This is a genomic window from Dysgonomonas termitidis (assembly GCF_054657735.1).
Genome location: NZ_BAAHYD010000003.1, coordinates 155825 through 177990 on the forward strand (window position 1 = coordinate 155825; position 22166 = coordinate 177990).

The window sequence follows — 22166 nt, forward strand, 5'->3', positions numbered from 1 at the left end:
GAACATCACACAAATCTCGAATGTGAAGTCAATGTAGTTTGTTTAAACTCTGCGTAAGGTTGGGAAGTCTGTTTATTCGTTAGTAGGTATTTAATCTACTTTACATTTATAAGATGGCTAAATATGGGAAACGTTGCATAACGAATTAAAAAAAAATGAAGAAATATTGAATTAATTAAATCATTGTCGGTCTACAGCTTTGTTTATCAGATGTTTATGTCTTTATTAAAATATTCACTTAATTGAAAATTTTACAGAAATACTCTCTCCGGTTTCGTCGACAGCGATCAAATGATGCTCTCCTTTTGCCGGACTGTACTCCATCTTATGGAATCCTTTCGTCTCACCGATATACTGACCGTCCAGATGCCAGAATACCCGGTTCTGTGGAGAACGGTGGGCCAGTTCGAAGACCAACTGGCCGGGAGTGCCGTCCAATTGTTTAGGCAGGCTGATGACTGCATTGGGGAAAGGATAGATAAAATCCATTGGTTTTATGTCCGAACCTTCACTGCATTCGGGTGAATACGGTGGTAACGGACGGTATGCCGGATGTTGTTCTTTATAGTACCATTCCCACGAAGGAGGCAATATAAACCATGAAGTATGGATAATCCCCCTTTTACCTGCGCATTCGTCATATACCTGATACTTCATGTCTTCGGACAAATGTACCAGTTTATGATAGGAACAAACCGAACCGTTCAGCCCTTTTTTACTGATCCATATCGTATCGGTTTCCGTAGCCGGACAGTTCATACTTTTCAGACAACCGCTTTCGTGGCATATCTCGGCTCTTACAAGGTCGCTTTCCGGTCTGGCGAACCAACGGCTTTGCGGCAGGGCATTGAATATATCGAACATCACCATACCTGCAGTGCGTGCCCCTGTGAGCCCCGGACGGCCTTCTCCGTCGGAGTTGCCTACCCATACGCCTACAACGTATTTTGGACTGATACCTACCGCCCATCCGTCACGGAATCCGAAACTGGTTCCCGTTTTCCATGCTATTTTCTGTATAGAAGGGATAGAGCGCCAGTCTATCTCATCAGGACGGTTTACATTTGTCAAGGCTTCGAATGTTTGCCAGATGGCTCCTGCCGAGAATAATGGAGTCCGGTTTCTATCACCTTTTTGGTCGTTGTCATCGCTTAGGATATATGAGGGCTGCTTCATATCATAATACCGGCTTTCCTCATTGAATATATTGAGTTGTTGAGCCATTTGCAGGTACATGGTGCTGATGTCCCACAACTTGCCTTCTGCACCCCCTAAAATAAGCGACAGGCCATAGTTGTCGGCTGTGCGGTTGAGTGTAGTCATTCCCGCCCGTTTTAACAGGTTGTAGAATTTAGGAACGCTGTATTTGCGGAGTGAAACAACAAATGGTACATTAAGCGAACGGGCAAGCGCCTCCGAAGCATGCGTAGCCCCATCATATTGCAGGCTGAAATTTTTCGGGGCAAAGCCGTTCAGATTAATCGGCACATCGGGTAGTAGCTGGCCGGGTAGTAGTTCGCCTTCCTGTAGCATGGCACAGTAAAGGAATGGTTTCAAAATACTGCCTGTGCTGCGTGGCGCCTGTATTACATCCACCTGGTTGGCCGAAATACTTTTTTCAAAGTCTACATTGCCGCAATAGGCTACGACCTCATTCTTTTGTACATCGAAAACTATTGCTGCAATATTCCTTATCCCATTTTGGGAGAATTCGGCATTCCAGCGGCCGAGAACAGACTCTATACGTTCCTGTTGCGATTTGTCTATGGTGGCAGTTATGTGCTTTCCGCCCTGTTCTTTATACAGGCGGGTGACAAGATGCGGTGCTACCTGGGGCAGGGGATGTGGCTGGAAGGGCAGAGGTTCGGCTATTGCCAGTTCATAATCTACTTTATCCAGTATTTCCCGCTGATACAACAGCTCCAGTAGCCTGTTCCTTTTAGTCAATAGTTTGTCCCTGTTCTTACCAAAGTGCATCAGGGTAGGGGAGTTGGGCAATACAGCGAGGGTGGCTGCTTCTGCCCACGACAAGGTAGCTGCTTGATGCCCGAAATATCGCCACGATGCGGCCTCTATACCTACTACATTTCCACCCATAGGGGTATGTGAGGCATACAGGTTCAGTATTTCGTCTTTCGAGTAAGAGAGTTCAAGGCGTGTAGCCAGAATCATCTCGATGAACTTTTCACCGAACGTGCGGTTCTCTTTACGCGAGAGGCGGATAGTTTGCATCGTGATGGTACTTGCTCCGCTTACGATCCGTCCGCTACTGATATTTTGTTTTATCGCGCGGGCCAGGGCTAATGGATTTACGCCCCAGTGGCGGTTGAAATGCCTGTCTTCAAATTCTGTCAGGCAGGTCTTGTATTTGTCAGGTATGGAATCTGACATAGGGAACCGCCATTGCTGGTCATTGGCTATACGTGCGCCGAGTAGTTCCTCATGCCTGTCGGATACTACTGTACTGTACGGTACATGGAATAATGGCGACGGCAGACAGAATATATACCATGCGAGTAAAATAAGGCAGACAGGAATGCCAATCCGGTATTTCATCTTAGCTTTCTTATATCGTTCCCACTGACGTATAAGGAATATTTTTGTTGATTGCAGGAACTGCCTCATTATTTTTTATTTTATCTATTGTTTAATTTGATGAGTTGTTAAAACCTGATGAACTTTACACCTTTTCATACTTTTCCTATTATTACCTTTTCAGTTTAATCTCCGGCTTTAATGTTTCCGGTTATATTATATAGATAAAGTTATGGAAGAATATACCAATTACAGGCCTGTTTTTTATATAATTTATCTAAACAGCCTCATGGTGTTAATATTCCGCAAATTACTTCATATATTAACTTACTTTACTGTAAATGTACAAAAGAAAAGAAAAAGATAAAATGTTTTCTTATTTTTGTATCTTCATCAGATTTTGTGGATGGGAAAGGAATCTTCAAGCTTTAGCATATGGAAAATACTTGTGCCTGCATTTATAGGCATGGGGGTTATCCTCTATATGTTCAGCCGTGAATTTGATCTGGATGATTTTAGGCAGATTACAATAACGGAACATACTGTTTTCTGGATTTTTATTGCTTTTTGTTTTATGCTTGGGCGTGATACGGGTTTTGTAATCCGTTATCGTTACCTTTCCGAGAAGCAGTTGTCATGGAAACAATGTATCAAAGTCACGTTGCTGGCTGAGTTTGGCACGGCAGTCACTCCTTCTGTGGTAGGAGGGTCGAGTATGGCCGTTTTGTTTCTGGCAAAAGAGAAAATCCCTGTTGGACGTAGTACAGCGATGGTATTTGTGACTTTGTTGCTGGATGAGATGTTTTTTGTGGTCACCTTCCCGATGCTGCTGTTATTTATCCCTTTTCACTCCCTGTTTGCCGACAATACAGCCTTGGGTTCGGGAGTGTTGGTGCTCTTTATCGTCGCCTACATTATTAAAATGCTCCTGTGTACATTGTTGATAATCGGGCTATTCTTCAAGCCTCAAGCTATCCGCTGGCTGATAATAAAGGTTTTCAGATTGCCGTTTCTCCGTCGTTGGCACAAAAGCGCGGCTAAAGCCGGGGACGACCTTATTGTGAGTTCACGGGAGATAAGAGGAAAAACATTATCATACTGGTTCCCCCTGATAATGGCTACTATCCTGTCGTGGAGTTCCCGCTACCTGGTGGTGAATGCTATTTTCATGGCATTCTTTCAGGTGCACGAAAATCTGCTGATATTTGCCCGTCAGTTTGTTATGTGGGTGGTGATGGTGGTTAGCCCTACACCTGGAGGAAGCGGATTTACGGAATTTATATTCAAACAATATCTGAGCGAGTTTATACCTTTAGCCGGAGTGGTACCCGTTATAATTCTCCTTTGGCGGCTGCTGACTTATTACAACTACCTGTTTGTGGGCGCAGTGATTGTACCGGGATGGGTGAAGAAATCATTTGGAAAGAAAGAGGAGTGATTATATGAGCAACAGGAGAAACGGATCGACTAGAGGGATACTCACAATATGCATAATAATGGTATTTCTTTATATATCTTACCAGCGATTCTGGTATACCGAAGAAGAGAAAATAACGATGTTTTATGAAGACAACAGGTTCTCTTTCGAATTATTAAAAGATAAGATATCGGCTCCAGAGAAAGACGAAGGCGAAGATATCAGGATGATTGATTCACTGAAAAATAAATTGTCGGTGCGAAGATATTGGATAACATATGATACGGATGATACGGCGATAATTCATCTGAATGTCGATTTCGAGAATTATATTGCTCCATTCGAATATTGGTATAGTGTAAAAGGACTTACGGAATCCGAGAATAAAGAAGGTCCGGCATTAAAGAAATTGAATGATAACTGGGGTATATTCAGATGATATTAAAATGATGAACCTAATAACTAAATAATCTAACGAAAAATGAAAAAACTATTTACAACTTTGACTTTGTTGGTAGCTATAGTCTGCCTGCCATTGTTTTCGCAAACAGTAGATACCATTCAGGTATTCAGTCCAAAGATGAACAAAACAATCAAAAATGTGGTTGTCCTCCCCGCGGGGTATGACAAAAACAGCACGGCTAAATATCCGGTTCTTTACCTTTTGCATGGTTATGGGGGGCGATACGATACATGGGTAAAAGGTACTAAAAAGAGCCTGCCCCAGGATGCTACACGTTGGCAGATGATAGTGGTTTGTCCCGACGGGCAGAATAGTTGGTACTGGGATAGCCCTGTTGAATCGTCGATGCAATTTGAAACGTATGTAAGCTCCGAACTTATTAAATATATAGATGAGCATTACAATACTGTGGCTTCTCCGAAAGGGCGTGCTGTAACAGGTTTCAGTATGGGCGGCCATGGCGGTTTATGGTTGGGGATAAATCATTCAGACGTGTTCGGCGCATGCGGTTCTATGAGTGGAGGGGTGGATATCCGTCCTTTTCCGAATAACTGGGAAATGAAAAGCTGGCTTGGTAAATATAAAGATAACAAAGAACAGTGGGACAGGCATACTGTCATAGATCAATTGGATAAGATACAGCCGAATTCTCTGGCTATTATAATAGACTGCGGCGTGAATGACTTCTTCTACAATGTAAATGAAGAACTGCATAAGAAAATGCTCTACATGAATATCCCTCACGATTATATTGTACGTCCGGGGGCGCATACACATGACTACTGGAATAATGCGGTGGATTATCAAATGATGTTCTTTTCTAAATTTTTCGGACAGAAATAACTATCTTTGACCTTTGATCATATCAAACTCCTAAAGGTGAAGATGAAAGATGTAATAATAGTCGACAAGCAGGATATTACGCGCATTGGGATGGAAACCCTTGTGAGTGATACGAAGAAGGCATCTTCTGTTCAGATAGCGGATAGTAAGGGCGATCTGATAAAGATACTGGCCTCTGTCCCCGATGCGGTTGTGATACTGGACTATACTCTTTCCGATTTCGGAAGTGTGGACGAGCTTATGAATGTAGGCTATCGCTTCTCACAATCCCGTTGGCTGTTATTTTCCGATGAACTGAGTTATGACTTTCTCCGTCGCCTGATTATGAGCAGCGAGTCGTTTAGCATCGTACTGAAGTCCTGCGAACTGGATGAAATAAATATGGGTTTGCTGCATATATTCCGTGGCGAACGCTTTATCTGCGGTCGTGTAACAAACCAGCTTCTGCAAAGCCAGAAGCCTATGACCGAATCGCTGGACCATATTCTTACTGTTACTGAGAAAGAGATTCTCAAGGAGATAGCATTAGGGCGGACGACGAAAGAAATAGCATCTAACCGCAATTTAAGCTTTCACACAATCATCACTCACCGTAAGAATATCTTCCGTAAACTGGAGGTAAACAATGTGCACGAAGCCATCAAGTACGCTATGCGCGCGGGACTGGTAGATCTGGCCGAATATTATATCTAGTCGAAAGAGAGGTAAGGTGTGAGCCTTTTGATGTCATCCTCGGTAAATTCTTCGAGCAGGGACAGGCGTTTCAGTGATTCTATACTGCCTTTCCGGCTTCTGATATCCATAATAATCTTCGCTTGCCTGTAATCGATATAGGGGTGCTTGTTCAATTCGGTGAATTCTGCCGAATTGACTTTTATCTTCTTTACCTGAGGGGTAAGTGTAATGTAAGGCATGATCCTTTCATACAATTCATTGTCCAGCCCCCATACCTCTTTCAGTTGTGTGATATCCGCGAATCCTCCTAATAGATTGCGATACCTGACTATCCGGTTTGCGAAACCGGTTCCTATACCGGGAATCTTTTTCAGCGATGTAGTATCTGCCGAATTGAGCTCTATGGTTTCACCCCTTTTCAGCTTCTCCTGATAGGCATAGCCTGCGTTCTTTTTCTTCTCCTGTTCGTAGATATTAGTAGCCGTTTTGCAGGTCAAAGTATCAATATTTGTACTTAGTGGCGTTGGTGAAACGGTAACGCTTTCTTTATCTGCGCTTTGCTTAGGCCTGGTAAAGATGTATATCCCTCCGGAGAGGGCGATAAGGACGAGCAATAGCAGTATTGCGGTTCTGTCACGTTTCTGAAAGTAGAAGTAGTCTTTCCAGTTCATCAAGGTTGTTTTAGTTACGGGTTGCTTCTCCTTGAAGCAGTTACGGGTTACAAGTAATAAGTCTTTGGTGGTTTCGCACCGTTCGGGTTTCAACCCATCCGCAACTCGTTTACTTGTAACCCGTAACTATATTACAATCCCCTTTCGCTCAGATACCTTTCGGCTTCTATCGCTGCCTGACAACCTGTGCCTGCGGCTGTAATAGCCTGACGATAATGTGGATCGGCAACATCACCCGCTGCAAATACACCTTCTAAGCATGTTTTTGGTGTTCCCGGTTCGGTAAGGATATAGCCCACGGAGTCGAGATTAAGCTGGTCTTTGAATATGTCTGTATTCGGTTTGTGGCCTATGGCGAGGAAGAATCCGTCTATCTTGATGTCGAATTTCTCTTCATTGGCCTCTCCCTGATGTTTTATAATATGGGCGCCTTCCACACCGTTCTCTCCAAACAATCCCACGGCATTGCATTCAAACAGGATTTCTATCTTTGGATTTTGCATTGCCCTGTCCTGCATTACTTTCGATGCACGGAGGTAAGGTTTGCGTACAACCAGATAAACCTTTTCTGCCAGGCCGGCCAGGTATATAGCTTCTTCACAGGCAGTGTCTCCACCTCCTACTACGGCTACTACTTTCTTACGGTAGAAGAACCCGTCACATGTCGCACAGGCAGAAACTCCCATACCGGCGTATTTTGTTTCATCGGGTAATCCGAGGTATTTTGCACTGGCTCCCGTAGCAATGATTACCGTATCGGTTTCTATAACTTTTTCCCCGTCGATGGTCACTTTGCGGGGATAGCCCGTAAAATCTACAGAGGTAGCGATACCGAAACGTATATCGGCACCGAAGCGTGTAGCTTGTTTTTTCAGGTCCTCCATCAGTTCGGGGCCTGTAATGCCTTCCGGATAACCGGGAAAGTTTTCAACCTCGGTGGTCGTTGTCAGCTGTCCGCCGGGTTGTATTCCTTCGTAGAGTACAGGAGATAAATTTGCTCTAGACGCATAAATAGCCGCAGTATATCCTGCGGGGCCTGAACCGATAATCAGGCAACGTACTTTTTCGTTCATGTTGTGAGATTTATATGTTTTGTTTATATTTAATGCAAAAATATAGAAAATATTTATTTGTACAAAGTTTATCTATTTCTTATTTTTTATAGTATGATAAACAGAATCTATCTATCGTAAATCGACGATCTCAGCCCTCGGATACTCCTTTTTGCTGAATTGGAATGTGTCGTCAGTCAGGTTGTTTCCGGTCTGGTAGCTTTTAATGATGAGTGTATTTTCTATTCCAGCTTTATCTGTTACCGTAATCCGGGAGAATATATTGTTTGCTTTATCTATCATGACAACTATTTTGGTAAAATCACCACTCTTCTTCTGCGGTATCAGTTCGACCTCATACAATGATTTGCCGTTTAGTCTTTTTTCCCCTTTATATGACAGGTTGAATCCTTTCTTATATATATTGAATAGTACCGAAGGGCTGATTGCCTGCAATTCCTCCCCGGTAGGATTACTTATGTTCACTTCCTCGGTGTCTTTAATATAGACCCACTGCGTGGTTCCATCAAACCAGGTAATCGCGTCGGGGATCTCTATCCTGAACTTATTGCCCTTCATGAAGGCCTTACCGTCGTAACTGTGAATTGTCCGGGCTTTTGTATCCTTCGAGTCCAGTGTAAAACTTGCCGTTACAGCACCCGCCTTATTATATGTTTCCGATGCTTTGTCTAATATCTCACGGGCATTTTGAGCAGATAATCCGGCTGTGAATGTGATAAGGCAGAATAATGTGAATAATTTGATTTTCATTTCTTATTTTGTTTAATATACAAATATAGACAATTAATAAACAGAAAAGTTTAAACACAGTATCTAAGAATTGCTCCACTTATAATTCTTATAAAAAGTTACAAAAGTTACACTTCTGCATTAATTTCTAACCTGCCTTCAAAAATTGTTTCCTGTGCCGTGTATTTCTTTGCAATTTGCAGCTACCCGGTATTTTAATATTCTTCTTCATGTTTTCCACATTGTTTTTCTTCTTTTGGGATATACTATTTTCTGAAATCGTGGCTGGTTGCAGCCCTTGTATATTATCCGTTTCTTCGCCGGCAGGTATGGTTGCAGTGTGTGTCGCAACTTGTGGTTCTTTTATTTCAATATCCTTTATTTCAGATTCCCGTTTGCAAGCCTTATCTTTTATGCTTTTATCGGCCCTGTCGAGAATCATTTTTATCGTCCTCAGATCGGGCAGGTACTCTTTTTTGTGTACGGTTTTCGATTTGAATATCATTTCCTCAGGGTTAGTCTCGTCAGGTGTGTAGATGTCTTTTTCTTCAATAAGGGTATAGCGTCCGAGCCGTTGTTTGATAGAAGAATATGCCATTGACAGCAATATCTCATTACGATAACTCATCGCGTCTTCAATTTCTTTATCGAAGCCGGGATTCTCACGCTTCCATTTGTAGAAAGTATTCCTGCTGATTCCTGTTGCTTTACAAATATCGGATATACTGCACAGTTCTTCTGCAATCAATGAAGTAATTTTTTCTGCCAATTCCTGGTTATATTTTGCCATGATACTGAAATATTTAAACAGTTATTAAAATTGCTTTCAGTATAGATAATCGGCAAAGAAAATAATGGAGTGAATTAAGTTAAATAATGTTGTACTCTTTTGGATAGTATCTTTCGCGTGGCAGAAAGGGATCGAACGTTAAATCCCGGCTACTGATTCGTATTACTTATTAATTTTATGTATATTTATAAACAGTATTAATTAAAGAATAATATTATGGATGAGCTGGTAACTGTAAAGACGTCTGATTTTGAGGCTGATCTGGCTATCGCAAAGTCATACCTGATAGATAATGGCATAGATTGTGTCGTAAATGGGGAATATATTACAATTTCCTTACCCGAAGGGGGAGGAGCAAGGTTGCAGGTGATGTCAGGAGATTATAACCGTGCACTGGAATTGCTTATTAAAGGGGGATTCGCTAAGCGGGAGGATTATGACTTCAGGGAATGAACTGTGTTATATATAAAGAGGCTGTCCCAAAAGTATTTTTTCATATCATTTTGTCATGTTGAACGGAGTGAAACATCTCGTATCCGGAGGGCCGAGATTCTTCGTTACACTCAGAAACAACGTTCGGCAAAGCGAAGCGGAGCCAATGACAAAGAGGATAACATTTTAATAGTGTAATATTACTTTTGGGACAGCCTCTTATTTATTTCAGATGGTTGATATTAACTGGCAGTGGCTTTTACCCTGTCTTCCTGGTTCATCGCTGCCAGGCTTTTTACTTTGTTGATATCTAATCTCAGACCTTCGGCAACACGTGTCCCGTATTCCGGGTGCGCCTTATAGAATATGGCACATTGACGGTACTGAATGCGCTGTTGCGCATTTTTGATATGCCCTACAATATTACTTATGAGATTGCTCCTGTCATAATCGGACATGGCGCGCGAATACAATTCTCCGGCCTGTACAAAATCGATATCTCCCAATGGGTATTCATGGCGCGCAGCCATTCCCTGCACATCGATAGCGGGAGGAGTGAATTTTATATCCGGCGCAGGTCCGTTAAATGAGTTAGGGTAATAATTAGGTGCACTTTCCTGGCTGCCGGTATTCATCTGTCCGTCACGTTGATAATTGTGTATAGGGCATTTAGGCGCGTTTACAGGAAGCTGGTCGAAGTTCGTACCCAGCCGGTGTCTCTGTGTGTCAGGATAGCTGAAAAGCCGGACCTGAAGCATCTTGTCGGGAGAAGACGCTATCCCCGGCACGAAATTACCCGGAGAGAAAGCGGCTTGTTCTATCTCGTTGAAGTAATTTTGCGGATTTCTGTTCAATACGAATTTACCTACAGGGATAAGGGGGTAGTCACTGTGGAACCATACCTTGGTGATATCGAAAGGATCGAATTTATAGTTATCGGCTTCTTCCGGCTTCATGATCTGCACATAGGCAGTCCAGGAAGGAAAATCACCTTTTTCGATACTGTTGAACAGATCGCGTGTAGCATAATCAGGGTCGGTACCGGCCAACTCAGTAGCTTGCTGGTCTGTCAGGTTCTTTATCCCCTGATCTGTCTTGAAATGCCATTTTACCCAAACATGCTCTCCTTTCTCATTGTACCACATATATGTGTGGCTCGAAAAACCATGCATATGACGATAACCGTCAGGTGTCCCTCTGTCGGAAAAGAGAATTGTAACCTGGTGGATGCTCTCCGGAGTGAGTGACAAAAAGTCCCAGAATGCGTCCGCATCTTTCAGGTTGGACAGCGGATTTCTTTTTTGTGTATGGATAAAGTCGGGAAACTTTATGCCGTCCCTGATAAAGAATGTGGGGGTGTTATTACCTACCATGTCATAATTCCCCTGATCGGTATAGAACTTCAAAGCGAAACCGCGGGGGTCACGGGCAGTGTCGGCAGAGCCTTTTTCACCACCCACAGTGGAAAAGCGGGCGAGCATCTCGGTTCGTTTACCTACCTGTGAGAGAAAACCGGCACAGGTGTACTTTGCCACATCGTGTGTTACTTCAAAATAGCCGAATGCACCGGAACCTTTGGCATGGACAACTCTTTCGGGAATACGTTCCCTATCGAAATGAGCCAGTTTTTCTACGGTATGTACATCAGACAGCAAAGTCATCGTGTGTTTTTGGGTAGTGATGGAGGCCTGGTCATTGTCTACGGGATTTCCCTGATTTGTAGTTAGAATCTTTTTGTTCTCTTCCATAATGCAGTGTGTTTAAAGTGGTATATAAGTTAAAATTGCAGTTTGAGTCAGATATGTATAGATAGTCTTAATCATTAAAACAATCAGGTCGGTGTTTTGTTTTAATAATGCAGTAATATTTTCAGATCATAGTTTAATAAAGGCGGATGATGACTTGGATAAATTACAGGTTATATGTATCTTTAAACGACTAATTGTATGATGCCATGAGTGAAATGATAACAGTAAAGACTTCAAATATTCCGGGGGAACTGGCTGTCGCAAAATCATATTTAGAGGATAATGATATCTATTGTTTCCTGAAGGATGAGTTGATAAATCAGGTTCATCCCTATGCCGTAGGCGGAATAAAACTACAGGTAAGGGAAGAGGATGCGGAACAAGCGATCAACCTTTTACTCGAAGGCGGCTTTGCCAGGAAAGAAGACTATGAAATACCCGGATCTACCTTGTTTTTAGTGAAATGGTATGAGAAAATAACTTCATGGTTTGGACGAAAATGAAAAGAAGTTTTACCCGTGGTAAAGGATAACGGACAAAATTTTAATTTCTTACCATTCCCTTGTATTCAGGATCGTAATTCTGAATCCACCATTTATACATGAACACCGCGGTAATGCAATATATTCCGGCCTGTATCCATAATGCGATATATTCGAACCAGACATCGGTTAGTGTCGCCCCCATTGTATTTATCTTTATAAAACCGTGAATACCCGGTGTAGATGGAGCTATATAGGCAATTGCCTTTATAGGTGCGGGGATAGCTGTCCAGGGCCATGATATGCCCGAAATGAATATGAAAAGTACGCTGGTGAAAACAAACAGCATCATACCGAACTCCCGCTGTGAACAAAAGTATGACAATGTCATTGCAAAGAATGTAGCAGCCAGTAAGAATGGCATCAGAAAAGCTGCAATGGTAAGGGGATCACCTATCTGGGGGAATTTGAAAATGTAAGGGATGACTCTCAGTACCCATACAGATATAAGCATATAAAGTGATGCATAGCAGAAAGCTTTCCCTATGGTAAGTTTTACGGGATGAACGCTTTTGCCTTGCGCTGTATGAGAGGCAATAGTGAAACGCTTCCTGTCGTTGTGTGTACCAACTATTGTAGCTATGCCTAATATAAGTGTCTGTTGTATGATCAGTATTAGAATCGCCGGAACAAGGAAACTGGCAAAGCCGTTTTGCGGATTATACATCGTTACCCACTGGTTTTCTACCGTCTGACGTGTTGCGGCATCTTCTTCCTGGCTGCCTCCGCCTGTTTCTGCAACCCGGATGTCGGCTCCCATATCGAGGGATACCTCTGTTGCACTTAAAAGCATCGCTTTATAAAACAACAAACTGCTCATATCGGAGAATACACTGATCTGTGTTTGTTGCTGCGTGTTTATATTTTTGCTGAAATCTCTCGGGATATACATGATGCCGTATGCCTCTTTCCTTCTCATGGCTTCCCGGGCTTCTTCCATATCGGTTGCATATCCGATAATCTTCACATCGGCCGTAGCATCTACTTTTCGTTTGAATTCGCGGGATAGGGCCGAGTTGGAATCGTCCACGACTACAACTTTGACTTCATGTACAGTCTCGTTGTTATATATAAAACTATATAAAACAGGGTAGGCGAGAGGCACAATGAAGAACAGGAGTATGACGGCTCCGTCTCTGAAGACAACCTTTAGTTCATTGATCCAAACATAATATATATCGAGCAGTAACTTTTTCATGCTGTTTCTGATTTATTCTTCATAAATATTATCCGTCAGCATTTTTCTGATCACACCGAAGAAAAAGGCTGCAAGCAGTACAAATGCGAGTAAGGCTGCATACTGATACATAGAATATCCTACAGGGATACCATTGAGCGCCTGGTCTACATATATGAGGAAGAAATGACGCAAAGGGAAAAAGTTACTTAACGCACTTAAACTACCATCCATCGCCAACGTGGAGAATGAAAATCCGGTAATTGAGAACGATACCATTCCTATAAGGCTTGCAATACTTAAAGACAAGCGATAGTTGCGGAATATTCCCAGCAGGATAACGCCCATTCCCTGTGCTGCCAGAATAAGGCAGAGATAATTCAGGAACATTGGCCAGAATCCGCTGTGCAATGGGAACTTATTGATGTAATAAAATATTGATATGAAAAAGAAGGCAATACCCGTATAGATAATGGTATATGGCAATAATTTTCCAATGATTACCTTTAATATCGAATTGTCTCCCATTGCCATCAGATAAGATCCCCTACCGGCTTTTATTTCCGAACCGAAACAGGATACTGTAAACATAAGTATAATAAGTTGCAGTATTCCGGGCATCAGTATATTATTCAGATATACTGAATAATTGAGCCATGGGTTACCTAAGGGATGTGCATCTATTGTTATCGGTTGTAGTATAGGCATTATCTGGTTTTCCGTAAAGCCCTTTGCTTCGGCTGTTTGCAGCCCTACGGCTGCTGAGGCCAGTGTGGATATCGTCTTTAAGTCCTGAAACAGGAGAGAGCCGGATATGAGGAATGCATTATTGGTATAATAAACGAGCTTAGGGCGGTTACCCGATATGGCGTCTTCTGTGAAATCTTTCGGGATGGTTAATATCGCATATATTTCCATTCGCTCCATTTGCTGTCTGGCCTCCCTGAAAGAAAGGCTTTTGTACTTGATATCTGTTTTCTCGAAAGCGTCGAGCTGTCGGATGAGTGTACGTGTGGTGGTTGTATTGTCAAGGTCTACAACCGCAATAGGAATGCGTGACGGCAGTCCGCTGCTCATCATCCACAACAGTATAATCATGGATAGTAAGGGTGCGACAAATATCCCCCAGATACATATCTTGGAAGAAGAAATGCGCAACCATTCCCTTTTGAATATCGCGAATATGCCGGTTTCTTTGGTCATTTTATTCTTTTGATAGTTACGAGTTTGCCTCGCCTTCGCTTCGGCGAATGTTATTTCTACGCCCTGTGGGCAGTTACGAGTTACAAGTAAACAAGATACTAGTTGTTAACTGTTGACTGCTATTACTCTTTTATGATCAGGGACATTCCCGGAAGCACATCTATCGATTTATCATTGAACCGGGCTTTCACTTCAAACGTTTTACGGTCGTATTGCCCCGTAGTTTTTGTCGCTTTCCATGCGGCATACGAGCCAAGGTCTTTCACATAGTAGACAGTCATCTCTACATCCCGGTCCAGTGCAGGTACATAAGCCTTGAATGTCTTACCCAGATCTTTATAATCTTTGAGGCGGTCTTCGCGGATATTGAACGAACCCCATTTGTCATCCAGTTTAGCTACATTCATTATTGGTGCTCCTGTACCTACAAGTTCGCCTTCGTTCGGAAATTTTTCGGTTACTTTACCATCAGTCGGTGAAATCAGGTAGCTTTCCGATATGTATGAAGCCACTTCTGCAACCGCGCCTTTTGCCCTCTCCAATAAAGCGAGGGCAGCTTCCTTGTCCTCTCTTTCAGCTCCGTTCACAGCCATGTCATACTGTGATTTCGCAGCTTTTTCCGTAGCGATGGCAGCATTTAGCTGAGCTTCTACTTCGTCGCGTTTCTGAGCTGTTACCACGCCTTTATCATACAGATTTTGTACACGGGTAAATGATTTCCGGGCTATATCCACACCCACTTTAGCTTTTTGCCACATTTCGAAAGCACCTTGTATTTGCTCTACACGCGCTCCTTTTATGGCCTTCTGGTTCTGTGCCGCAGCTCCCTGTTCGGCAGCGCTGGCCTGAGCCAGTTTGGCATCTATATCCGGGATGCTGAGAATAGCCAAAGTATCTCCCTTTTTTACAAAACTGCCTTCGTCGACCAGATATCTGGATATACGCCCCGGAACTTTGCTGGATATGCGGACCTCTGTTACATCGGCTTCTCCTTGTATGATATTATCTTCCTGATTCAGGAAAAAGAAGCCATAAAGGCCCACTACAATGATTATTGTTGCGAAAACCAGTATAGGTATAAGTTTCGACCCTGATTTTTTATTTTCTGTATCCATATTTTAATTAGTTACGAGTTACAAGTAAACAAGTTACGAGTTGCTTGCGCCATTTTTAATTTTTATCTTGCCATTTCTCTTTTATGCTCTCCTTGTAGCCTCCCCTTGGGGAGGTTGGTGGGACTATAATTTTCGCCCTAACGCTTTATTCAGATATATTTTGCAGAGGATTATATCTATTTGTGCATCTATCTTATCGGAATGCGCGGCGAGCCATGCTGTATGTGCGGCCATTACATCCGACGCAGCTATAACTCCTTCCTCAAAGCCTGCATTAGCATATCGCAGGTTTTCATCGGCTTTTTCAGTATTCTTTTGTGTAGATGCCAGTTTTTTGTTTGCCTCGTTCAGTTTATATACCGACTGGTTTATCTGTAAAGTGATTTTCTCTTTAGCTTCAGCCAGTTCAAATCGTTTAATACGTGTTTCAGCTTTTGCTGCATTTAATTTTGCTGAACTGGAAACGAAATTTAGAGGCACTTTTAGCACCACTCCGACATTCCACATTCCACCGAATTTTTTCTCAAAACCATCAAATAAATTCGGATTTGTCCAGAGGTAATTGGCTGTAAAAGCCAGATTAGGCATAAAGTCGGCCTGTGCTATCTTCTCCTGTTTGCCATATATTTTTGTGGCCAGTTCCAAGCTTCTTATTTCAGTCCTGTTGGTTAATGCTTCATCTATATTAGGCATCGTCTCATTTTCTCCATTGATAATCAGATTGTCGAGATTTTCATCTTGCAGCGTGATTTCATCGCTGATTTCCAATCCGCATATTTGAGTCAACAGCATCTTGGCAAGGCTAAGTCCGTTTTCCGCTTTAGTAAGCGTCATTTCCGCCTCGTTCAGTTTTACATTCACGGATAAGCGGTCGGCCTTGGTAACAACACCCTCCTGCTCCATAGCTGAAATATCAGAGTCCATTTTTTTCATCAGCTCTACATAGGCCCCGGCTAATTTTCTTTTATTTGCAACCGATACTACCTGCCAGTATGCATTATCCACCTCTACGATAACATCTGTCATCTGGGTTTCTTTCATTGTTTTAGCTAGTTCTTCGGCGTAAGAGCGCAGGTCGTTATAAGCGATTATTTTTCCACCCATAAATATAGGCTGGGTAAGGTTGAAACCGCCTGCCCAAATGTTTTTTATGTCTACTTCGCCCATTTTCCAGATGCCGTCTCTTATATTATCAGGAATGGGTATGGAAGATACTTCTCCAATAGGTACGGGTAAGGGGATTGCACTGGGTATAGCGGATGATGAGATAAGATGCAGGTTTTTCTGGTTATGCATGTAACCTCCCAGAAATTGTATTTCAGGAAAGAATTTGGTTAATGCGTCTTTCTTATTGTAATATGCAATCTTTTCCTGCTCCGATGCTATTTTCAGAGCCTTATTGTTTTCTATAGCCAACTGCCGGCATTGCTCCAGGCTAAGGAGTTGCTGTGCGGCACTGTTTATATTGAAAACGGATATTAAAAGGAGAATTATTCCACAACTTTTTTTAATCATACTGGAGTTAATCTAATAAACCTGCAATTGATTGTTTATGCAACTATACGCAAAAGTATATACATTTTCTAAAATACGATAGCGACAATTAGTTTTTTACTAATAATTTAACATTTAGTAAAAAAAAAGGTTCATGTCAGGATGCTTTAATATTTATTCTTTTTTCGCTTCGTGATAAAAAATAAGTACGTTTTTTATACGTTCTAATTTTCATATCTTTTTGAGCGAGCATCGCATCAGATATTTTCATAGTCAAACGGGCGTTTGCCGTCAAAGTTGCGACTGCTCACACTCGCGTAAGCTCAATTTCATTAAGTAAAGAAAGAAACTATCTGTATCCGTATTTTGTCATTGACTCCGCTACGCTTTGCTGAATGGCACGTATGGTGGTTTGAGAGGTCGAAACGGGAATTAATACCGTTTCTTCTACCCAATTGTTAATTTAAATTGGTTTATATTTTGTATATTTGGGTAACTTAAATTAAATCTAATTATTCTATGGATAAAACGGAAAAGGAGAAAGGGCAAAAAGGTGGAGATAAAAACGAGAAACAGACACAGATAGAAAAATATACTATACGCCGTTATGTTGCTTTTTTTGATATTCTGGGCTTCAAAAATATGCTTCAAAAAGGAACACGTCATGCTGTTGAACAATTGGAAACTTTAGTAAATTATTTAGACGGAGATAAAAACAGCCCATTTGTAGAAGATGAGAATGTTAAAGATATAGTTCAGTTTAGGATATTTTCAGATAGTATATTTATGTACACTAAAGATGAAAGTTTAACATCGTGGAGATTATTTACTTATGCTGTTTCTTGTTTTTTTCATCACGCATTGATACGCAGAATACCTATAAAAGGAGGAGTTGCACATGGATATGCTTTTATAGGGCAACCAAATAGTAAATTGAAAAATGTGATGTGTGGAGAAGCTATTACAAACGCCTATTTAATCCAAGAGGAATTGCAATACATTGGGATTGTTGTACATCATACATTTGAGCATTATTTAGAAAAAACAATAAAACTATCGAAGGGTAATCCTGATATTGAAGATGAATATCTTAAGGATTCAGGGAACTTTGAAAAGGTTTTATTGCTATATAAAGAAATAAAGACCCCTTTAAAAAATGGGATATATGAGTGTTTGAATATGAATTTATTTAGGTTCTCTGCAAAATGGGCTGAAATTTTTTGTAATGATAGTTCTGATATTTTAATAGATTTTAAATTAAATAGTCCAAGTCATAGTAGAAAATATATTGATAACACAAAAAAAGCTTGGGATGAATTGAAGAAACAATAAACCTCTCACATTATTAAATCCGAATTCATTTATCTATACTAAAAATAGTACATGAAGGGCAGTTGATGAAGAACAATTACTTCCTGTCGATACACCTTCATAATTTATAACTCTTAAATATTTAAGGTATGGCAAAGTATAGCGAAGAATTAGTGGAAAAGGTAGTCTTTCTTCTCGAAGAAGAGTTTTATACAACTACCCAGATATGTAAGGCTCTGGGATTTAGCAGACAGGCTTTTTATAGCTGGATGGATAGCAAACCTGAGTTCAGGAAGGAAATAGAGGATGCCACTCATAGGCGCGATGAAGCATTGATGACGATGGTGCATGTTTCGTTGAAGAAAAAACTGGAAGGTTATATGACTGTTGAAGAAAAAGATGTATATGTACCGGATGTGAATAATCCCGGAGAATTGGTGTTTAAATCGAAAGTAATTACAAAAAAAGAGTGTGCCCCCGACCTGCGTACAATAAAGATGCTGCTGGAACGTAACGATAAGAAAAGCCTCTCCAGACTTCCCGTGAAGAAGGAAGTGGAGCATGTTTCTGAAGACAGCCGTGTCGTTTTAGAGGAAGTGATTGGAGATGGAGTGAATGCGGAGATGCCACGACCGCACACCGATAGAATCGAGGCCTCGAAAATAGACGTAATTTTAAGTGACGGTCTGATATGCAGCAAAAGAAAATCGGCCGGGGATATCACGGCATCCTTGGTGTCGAAACTCGCGAAAGAAAGAAGATGCACGAAATCTAAAAGGATGGCAACCCGAAATATTAAAAAACATGTCAGATTTGTCAAGTTTTAATAAAATTTCACCTTGTCACTTCGTCTATCAGATAAAAAATAGATTTAAAATTGATGTCGCTGTATTCACTCATTCCTATTTCGCAGGTGCGGCTGGTAGAATACCCGTCTTTGCAGACGGCAGGAACCTGTTCGGATAGATGCCTTAACCCGTGCTTGTTCAGTTCGGGATAAGTAAAGCCTCTGTCTCCGGCAAATCCGCAGCAGTTACTTTCTACAAAGGCGACCTCTTTCGAGCACATTTTAGCAAGTTGCTGCAACTTTTGTTCCATGCCGATTTTCTTAACAGAGCAGACCGGAAATACAGTTACTGCTTCCCGTGGGTTATTAACTTGTAGCTTAGGCATTACAAAGTCGATCATAAACTCTATAGGATCATATATCTTCAGATCTTTATTCGTATAGGCTTCATGGAAAGTATAGAAACACGGGCTCATATCGAACAGCACCGGATATTTACCTCCTTCGGATGCTTTATATAATGCGTCTTCGAGTTCCTTCGATTTACGTGAGCCTTCCTCTTTCAGTCCTTTACTGCTGAAAGCCATGCCGCAGCACAGATGGTTGATGCCTTCGGGATAGATGATGGTAAAGCCTGCTCGCTGGAGTAACTCTTTGGTCTTTTGAGTAAGTTCCACATCCCCTTTCTCATAGCCGTTCGATTTACCCATCGATCGATTGATACAGGATGGAAAATAAACGACTTTATCGGCTTGTCCCTCGTTGACTACAGAGTCTTTTATCTTGTGCGCGCCCCTTGGCATATCCTTGTTCCATTTGGGAATGGTCTTGAAGGATGCGGTTCTCATTGCTGATGCGATGCCTCCCATCAGCGTATCTCCCAATATAGTATGGAAAGCATGTACGAAATTGAGTCCGCCCCGCATCAGAGAGGTGGTTCCTGCCATACGATTACCTATATATGAAGCGATACTTTTGGCTGTGCCTGATGCCTCATTATGTCGCAGGTCTTTTATGAACTTACCCGTATCTATCTTTACAGGGCATACCAGCCCGCAAAGGCCATCGGTTGCACAGGTTTCGTCCGAATAATATTTTGCGTCGTGCAACATCTGCTTCAGCCGTGCCGGATTTTCTCCCTGTATTTTCAGCCTTGAAATCTCCCTGGCGATGACAATGCGCTGACGGGGCGACAGGGTCAGGCCTTCGGCGACACAGTTAGGTTCGCAGAAGCCGCATTCCATACACTTGTCTACAATTTCGTTTACGGCAGGCAAAGGTTTCAGGTTCTCGAGATGTATCTTCGGATTCTCATTGATCACCACACCCGGGTTGATGAGGTGGTAAGGGTCGAATATTTTCTTTATGCGGAGCATTATCTTGTAGGCGGCTTCGCCCCATTCTTTTTCCACAAAAGGGGCCATATTACGGCCTGTTCCATGCTCGGCTTTGAGTGAGCCGTCAAACTTGTTGACAACAATATCGGCCAGTTCGTCCATCATATCGGCATAGCGTTGCACTTCGCTCGGCGTACTGAAATCCTGTGAGAAATTCAGGTGCAGATTGCCTTCCAGCGCATGTCCGAAAAGGACCGCGTCATGGTATTCATATTTTTTGAACAGGGCTTTCAGGGCAATACATGCTTCCGCGAGACGGGGTACAGGAAAAGCGACGTCCTCTATGATGCAGGTTGTCCCTGTTTTGCGCAGGCCGCCGACAGAAGACAGCAGGCCTTTACGGGCTTTCCAGTTGAAATTATATTCTTTCGGGTCGGAAGTAAATCTGTATGGTTGTATCGTAGGGATCGTTTCCACAGCTTTGCGTACAGCGGTTTCTCTGGCATCCATATCTGCTTTTTCGTTCGCCTGTATTTCTACCAGCAGCACGCAAGCGGTTTCGGGCATTGTACGGAAATAATCCGGAGCATCGGGATCGTCTTCTACCGAGCGGATAGAATCCCTATCCAGTAATTCAACTGCTGAAACAGGGCTTTCACGCAAAAGCGGAACAGCTTCACACGCCAGTTCGATGGTTTCGAATATCATCAGGGCACAAGCCTTGTACTTCTCGTCGGTAACGGTATGATAGGTAATATCGGATATAAAAGCGAGTGTCCCTTCCGAGCCTATCATCAGGTGTTTGATGATATCGAAAGGGTCTTGATAGTCTACCAGAGCATTGATGCTGTAACCGGTTGTATTTTTAATCTTGAATTTACGCCTGATACGTTCGTCCAAAACAGTATCGGATTTAATATCGTCTCTTAACTGTTCTATTTCCTTTATTATGCCGGGGTGCTTTGCTTTGAATGCCTTTTTGCTCTCCTCGTCGGATGTATCGAGAATGGTGCCATCGTAGAGTACAATACGGATGTCGGCAATTGTTTTATATGAGTTCTGGGCCGTGCCGCAACACATCCCGCTGGCGTTGTTGGCGGCTATTCCCCCAATCATCGCTGCATTTATCGACGCGGGGTCGGGGCCGATCTTTCGACCGAACGGTTGCAGGTATATATTTGCCCTTGCCCCTGTGATTCCGGGTTGCAGCCTGATCTTCATGCCGTCATCGTCCAGGATGGTATATTTGCGCCATTCGTGAGTCGCTACCATAAGTACGGAATCGGAAATTGCCTGTCCGGAAAGGCTTGTGCCTGCTGCCCGGTATGTTACGGGAAGATTCAGACGTCCGGTTTGGCGGATTACCTCCACAGCTTCCTCTTCGGTATGTACTTGTACTACTATTTTCGGAATCAGACGGTAAAAGCTCGCATCTGTTCCGTAAGCTAATAATTGCAACGGATTTGTGATAATGCGTTTGACAGGGAGTGTTTTCGATAATTCGTCTTTTAGTTGCTGATAATTAGCAGGTAGCATAGTAATAGTGTTTTAGTTGGTTAAAAATAAACAGCATGAAATAAAATAAATGCAAGTTATAAAACATATTTGATAAATCAGTGCTAATAGCGGATGGATAATAAGGTCTCTGGCAAAAATCATTTAAAAAGAAGATACCGGCATTATGAAGCGTCTATTTTATCGGTATAGTTAATGAATGATGGTGTTTAAAAAAACACAAAACCTATAAATTCCATCTTATTAGTTCTTTAAATACAAGAAAAAAGACTAATTTTGTGGGTCAAATTTAAACAGACTCTAACAAAC

19 protein-coding genes are annotated in these 22166 nt (G+C 42.1%); 8 read left to right on the forward strand and 11 right to left on the reverse strand.

The genetic code is table 11. The features are described 5' to 3' along the window. Positions 1 to 234: 234 nt before the first annotated feature. Positions 235 to 2625, reverse strand: coding sequence for a penicillin-binding protein 1C (gene pbpC / locus ACYQ3L_RS21925; RefSeq protein ID WP_379997475.1), 2391 nt, complete (start codon positions 2623 to 2625; stop codon positions 235 to 237). A gap of 316 nt (positions 2626 to 2941) precedes the next feature. Between pbpC and ACYQ3L_RS21930 the strand changes: the two genes are divergently transcribed. The 4 genes from ACYQ3L_RS21930 to ACYQ3L_RS21945 are packed head-to-tail and all read left to right on the forward strand — an operon-like array spanning position 2942 to position 5951. Further along, positions 2942 to 3973: a lysylphosphatidylglycerol synthase transmembrane domain-containing protein gene (locus tag ACYQ3L_RS21930; RefSeq protein WP_379997473.1), complete on the forward strand. Its 1032-nt coding sequence runs from the start codon at positions 2942 to 2944 to the stop codon at positions 3971 to 3973. A 4-nt stretch (positions 3974 to 3977) separates the two neighbouring features. Beyond that, positions 3978 to 4391 (forward strand): hypothetical protein, encoded by a 414-nt coding sequence (locus ACYQ3L_RS21935; protein ID WP_379997471.1) that lies wholly within the window; start codon positions 3978 to 3980, stop codon positions 4389 to 4391. A 42-nt stretch (positions 4392 to 4433) separates the two neighbouring features. After that, on the forward strand, positions 4434 to 5258 hold the full coding sequence (locus tag ACYQ3L_RS21940; RefSeq protein ID WP_379997469.1) for an alpha/beta hydrolase: 825 nt from the start codon (positions 4434 to 4436) through the stop codon (positions 5256 to 5258). A gap of 42 nt (positions 5259 to 5300) precedes the next feature. Next, complete coding sequence (locus ACYQ3L_RS21945; protein WP_379997467.1) at positions 5301 to 5951, forward strand: helix-turn-helix transcriptional regulator; 651 nt, start codon at positions 5301 to 5303, stop codon at positions 5949 to 5951. Here ACYQ3L_RS21945 and ACYQ3L_RS21950 read toward each other — a convergent pair. From ACYQ3L_RS21950 to ACYQ3L_RS21965, 4 genes are all read right to left on the reverse strand, one after another. Next, positions 5948 to 6697, reverse strand: a complete 750-nt coding sequence (locus ACYQ3L_RS21950) for a helix-hairpin-helix domain-containing protein (protein ID WP_379997465.1) — start codon at positions 6695 to 6697, stop codon at positions 5948 to 5950. The genes ACYQ3L_RS21945 and ACYQ3L_RS21950 overlap by 4 nt on opposite strands. A 38-nt stretch (positions 6698 to 6735) precedes the next feature. Further along, entirely contained in the window at positions 6736 to 7677 is a 942-nt protein-coding gene (gene trxB, locus ACYQ3L_RS21955) for a thioredoxin-disulfide reductase (RefSeq protein WP_379997463.1), read from the reverse strand. A gap of 111 nt (positions 7678 to 7788) precedes the next feature. Next, entirely contained in the window at positions 7789 to 8427 is a 639-nt protein-coding gene (lolA1, locus tag ACYQ3L_RS21960; protein WP_379997461.1) for an outer membrane lipoprotein periplasmic chaperone LolA1, read from the reverse strand. Between the two features lie 127 nt (positions 8428 to 8554). Next, positions 8555 to 9196: a helix-turn-helix domain-containing protein gene (locus tag ACYQ3L_RS21965; protein WP_379997459.1), complete on the reverse strand. Its 642-nt coding sequence runs from the start codon at positions 9194 to 9196 to the stop codon at positions 8555 to 8557. Positions 9197 to 9412: 216 nt separating this feature from the next. Between ACYQ3L_RS21965 and ACYQ3L_RS21970 the strand changes: the two genes are divergently transcribed. Then, positions 9413 to 9649: a hypothetical protein gene (locus tag ACYQ3L_RS21970; RefSeq protein WP_379997457.1), complete on the forward strand. Its 237-nt coding sequence runs from the start codon at positions 9413 to 9415 to the stop codon at positions 9647 to 9649. Between the two features lie 221 nt (positions 9650 to 9870). Here ACYQ3L_RS21970 and ACYQ3L_RS21975 read toward each other — a convergent pair whose 3' ends face one another. After that, on the reverse strand, positions 9871 to 11376 hold the full coding sequence (locus ACYQ3L_RS21975; protein WP_379997455.1) for a catalase: 1506 nt from the start codon (positions 11374 to 11376) through the stop codon (positions 9871 to 9873). A 206-nt stretch (positions 11377 to 11582) separates the two neighbouring features. Here ACYQ3L_RS21975 and ACYQ3L_RS21980 point away from each other — a divergent pair, with 206 nt between their 5' ends. Continuing rightward, on the forward strand, positions 11583 to 11879 hold the full coding sequence (locus tag ACYQ3L_RS21980) for a putative signal transducing protein (protein WP_379997453.1): 297 nt from the start codon (positions 11583 to 11585) through the stop codon (positions 11877 to 11879). A gap of 40 nt (positions 11880 to 11919) precedes the next feature. Here the strand turns inward: ACYQ3L_RS21980 and ACYQ3L_RS21985 are convergent, their stop codons facing one another. The 4 genes from ACYQ3L_RS21985 to ACYQ3L_RS22000 form a co-directional block, all read right to left on the reverse strand. Then, the gene (locus ACYQ3L_RS21985; RefSeq protein ID WP_379997451.1) at positions 11920 to 13116 is read right to left on the reverse strand and encodes an ABC transporter permease; all 1197 of its coding nucleotides are present in this window, start codon (positions 13114 to 13116) and stop codon (positions 11920 to 11922) included. 12 nt (positions 13117 to 13128) lie between these two features. After that, on the reverse strand, positions 13129 to 14298 hold the full coding sequence (locus ACYQ3L_RS21990) for an ABC transporter permease (protein ID WP_379997449.1): 1170 nt from the start codon (positions 14296 to 14298) through the stop codon (positions 13129 to 13131). A 122-nt stretch (positions 14299 to 14420) separates the two neighbouring features. Then, positions 14421 to 15413 (reverse strand): HlyD family secretion protein, encoded by a 993-nt coding sequence (locus ACYQ3L_RS21995; protein ID WP_379997447.1) that lies wholly within the window; start codon positions 15411 to 15413, stop codon positions 14421 to 14423. 123 nt (positions 15414 to 15536) lie between these two features. Next, positions 15537 to 16928: a TolC family protein gene (locus tag ACYQ3L_RS22000; protein WP_379997445.1), complete on the reverse strand. Its 1392-nt coding sequence runs from the start codon at positions 16926 to 16928 to the stop codon at positions 15537 to 15539. Positions 16929 to 17426: 498 nt separating this feature from the next. On the opposite strand from ACYQ3L_RS22000, the gene ACYQ3L_RS22005 reads away from it, so the two are divergent. Both ACYQ3L_RS22005 and ACYQ3L_RS22010 read left to right on the forward strand, forming a co-directional pair. Beyond that, positions 17427 to 18239: a hypothetical protein gene (locus tag ACYQ3L_RS22005; RefSeq protein WP_379997443.1), complete on the forward strand. Its 813-nt coding sequence runs from the start codon at positions 17427 to 17429 to the stop codon at positions 18237 to 18239. A gap of 128 nt (positions 18240 to 18367) precedes the next feature. Then, positions 18368 to 19045, forward strand: coding sequence for a hypothetical protein (locus ACYQ3L_RS22010; protein ID WP_379997441.1), 678 nt, complete (start codon positions 18368 to 18370; stop codon positions 19043 to 19045). A 7-nt stretch (positions 19046 to 19052) separates the two neighbouring features. On the opposite strand, the gene ACYQ3L_RS22015 is transcribed toward ACYQ3L_RS22010, so the two are convergent. Beyond that, positions 19053 to 21878 carry an FAD-binding and (Fe-S)-binding domain-containing protein gene (locus ACYQ3L_RS22015; RefSeq protein ID WP_379997439.1) on the reverse strand — a complete coding sequence of 942 codons (2826 nt, stop codon included), beginning with the start codon at positions 21876 to 21878 and terminating at the stop codon, positions 19053 to 19055. Positions 21879 to 22166 lie beyond the last annotated feature (288 nt).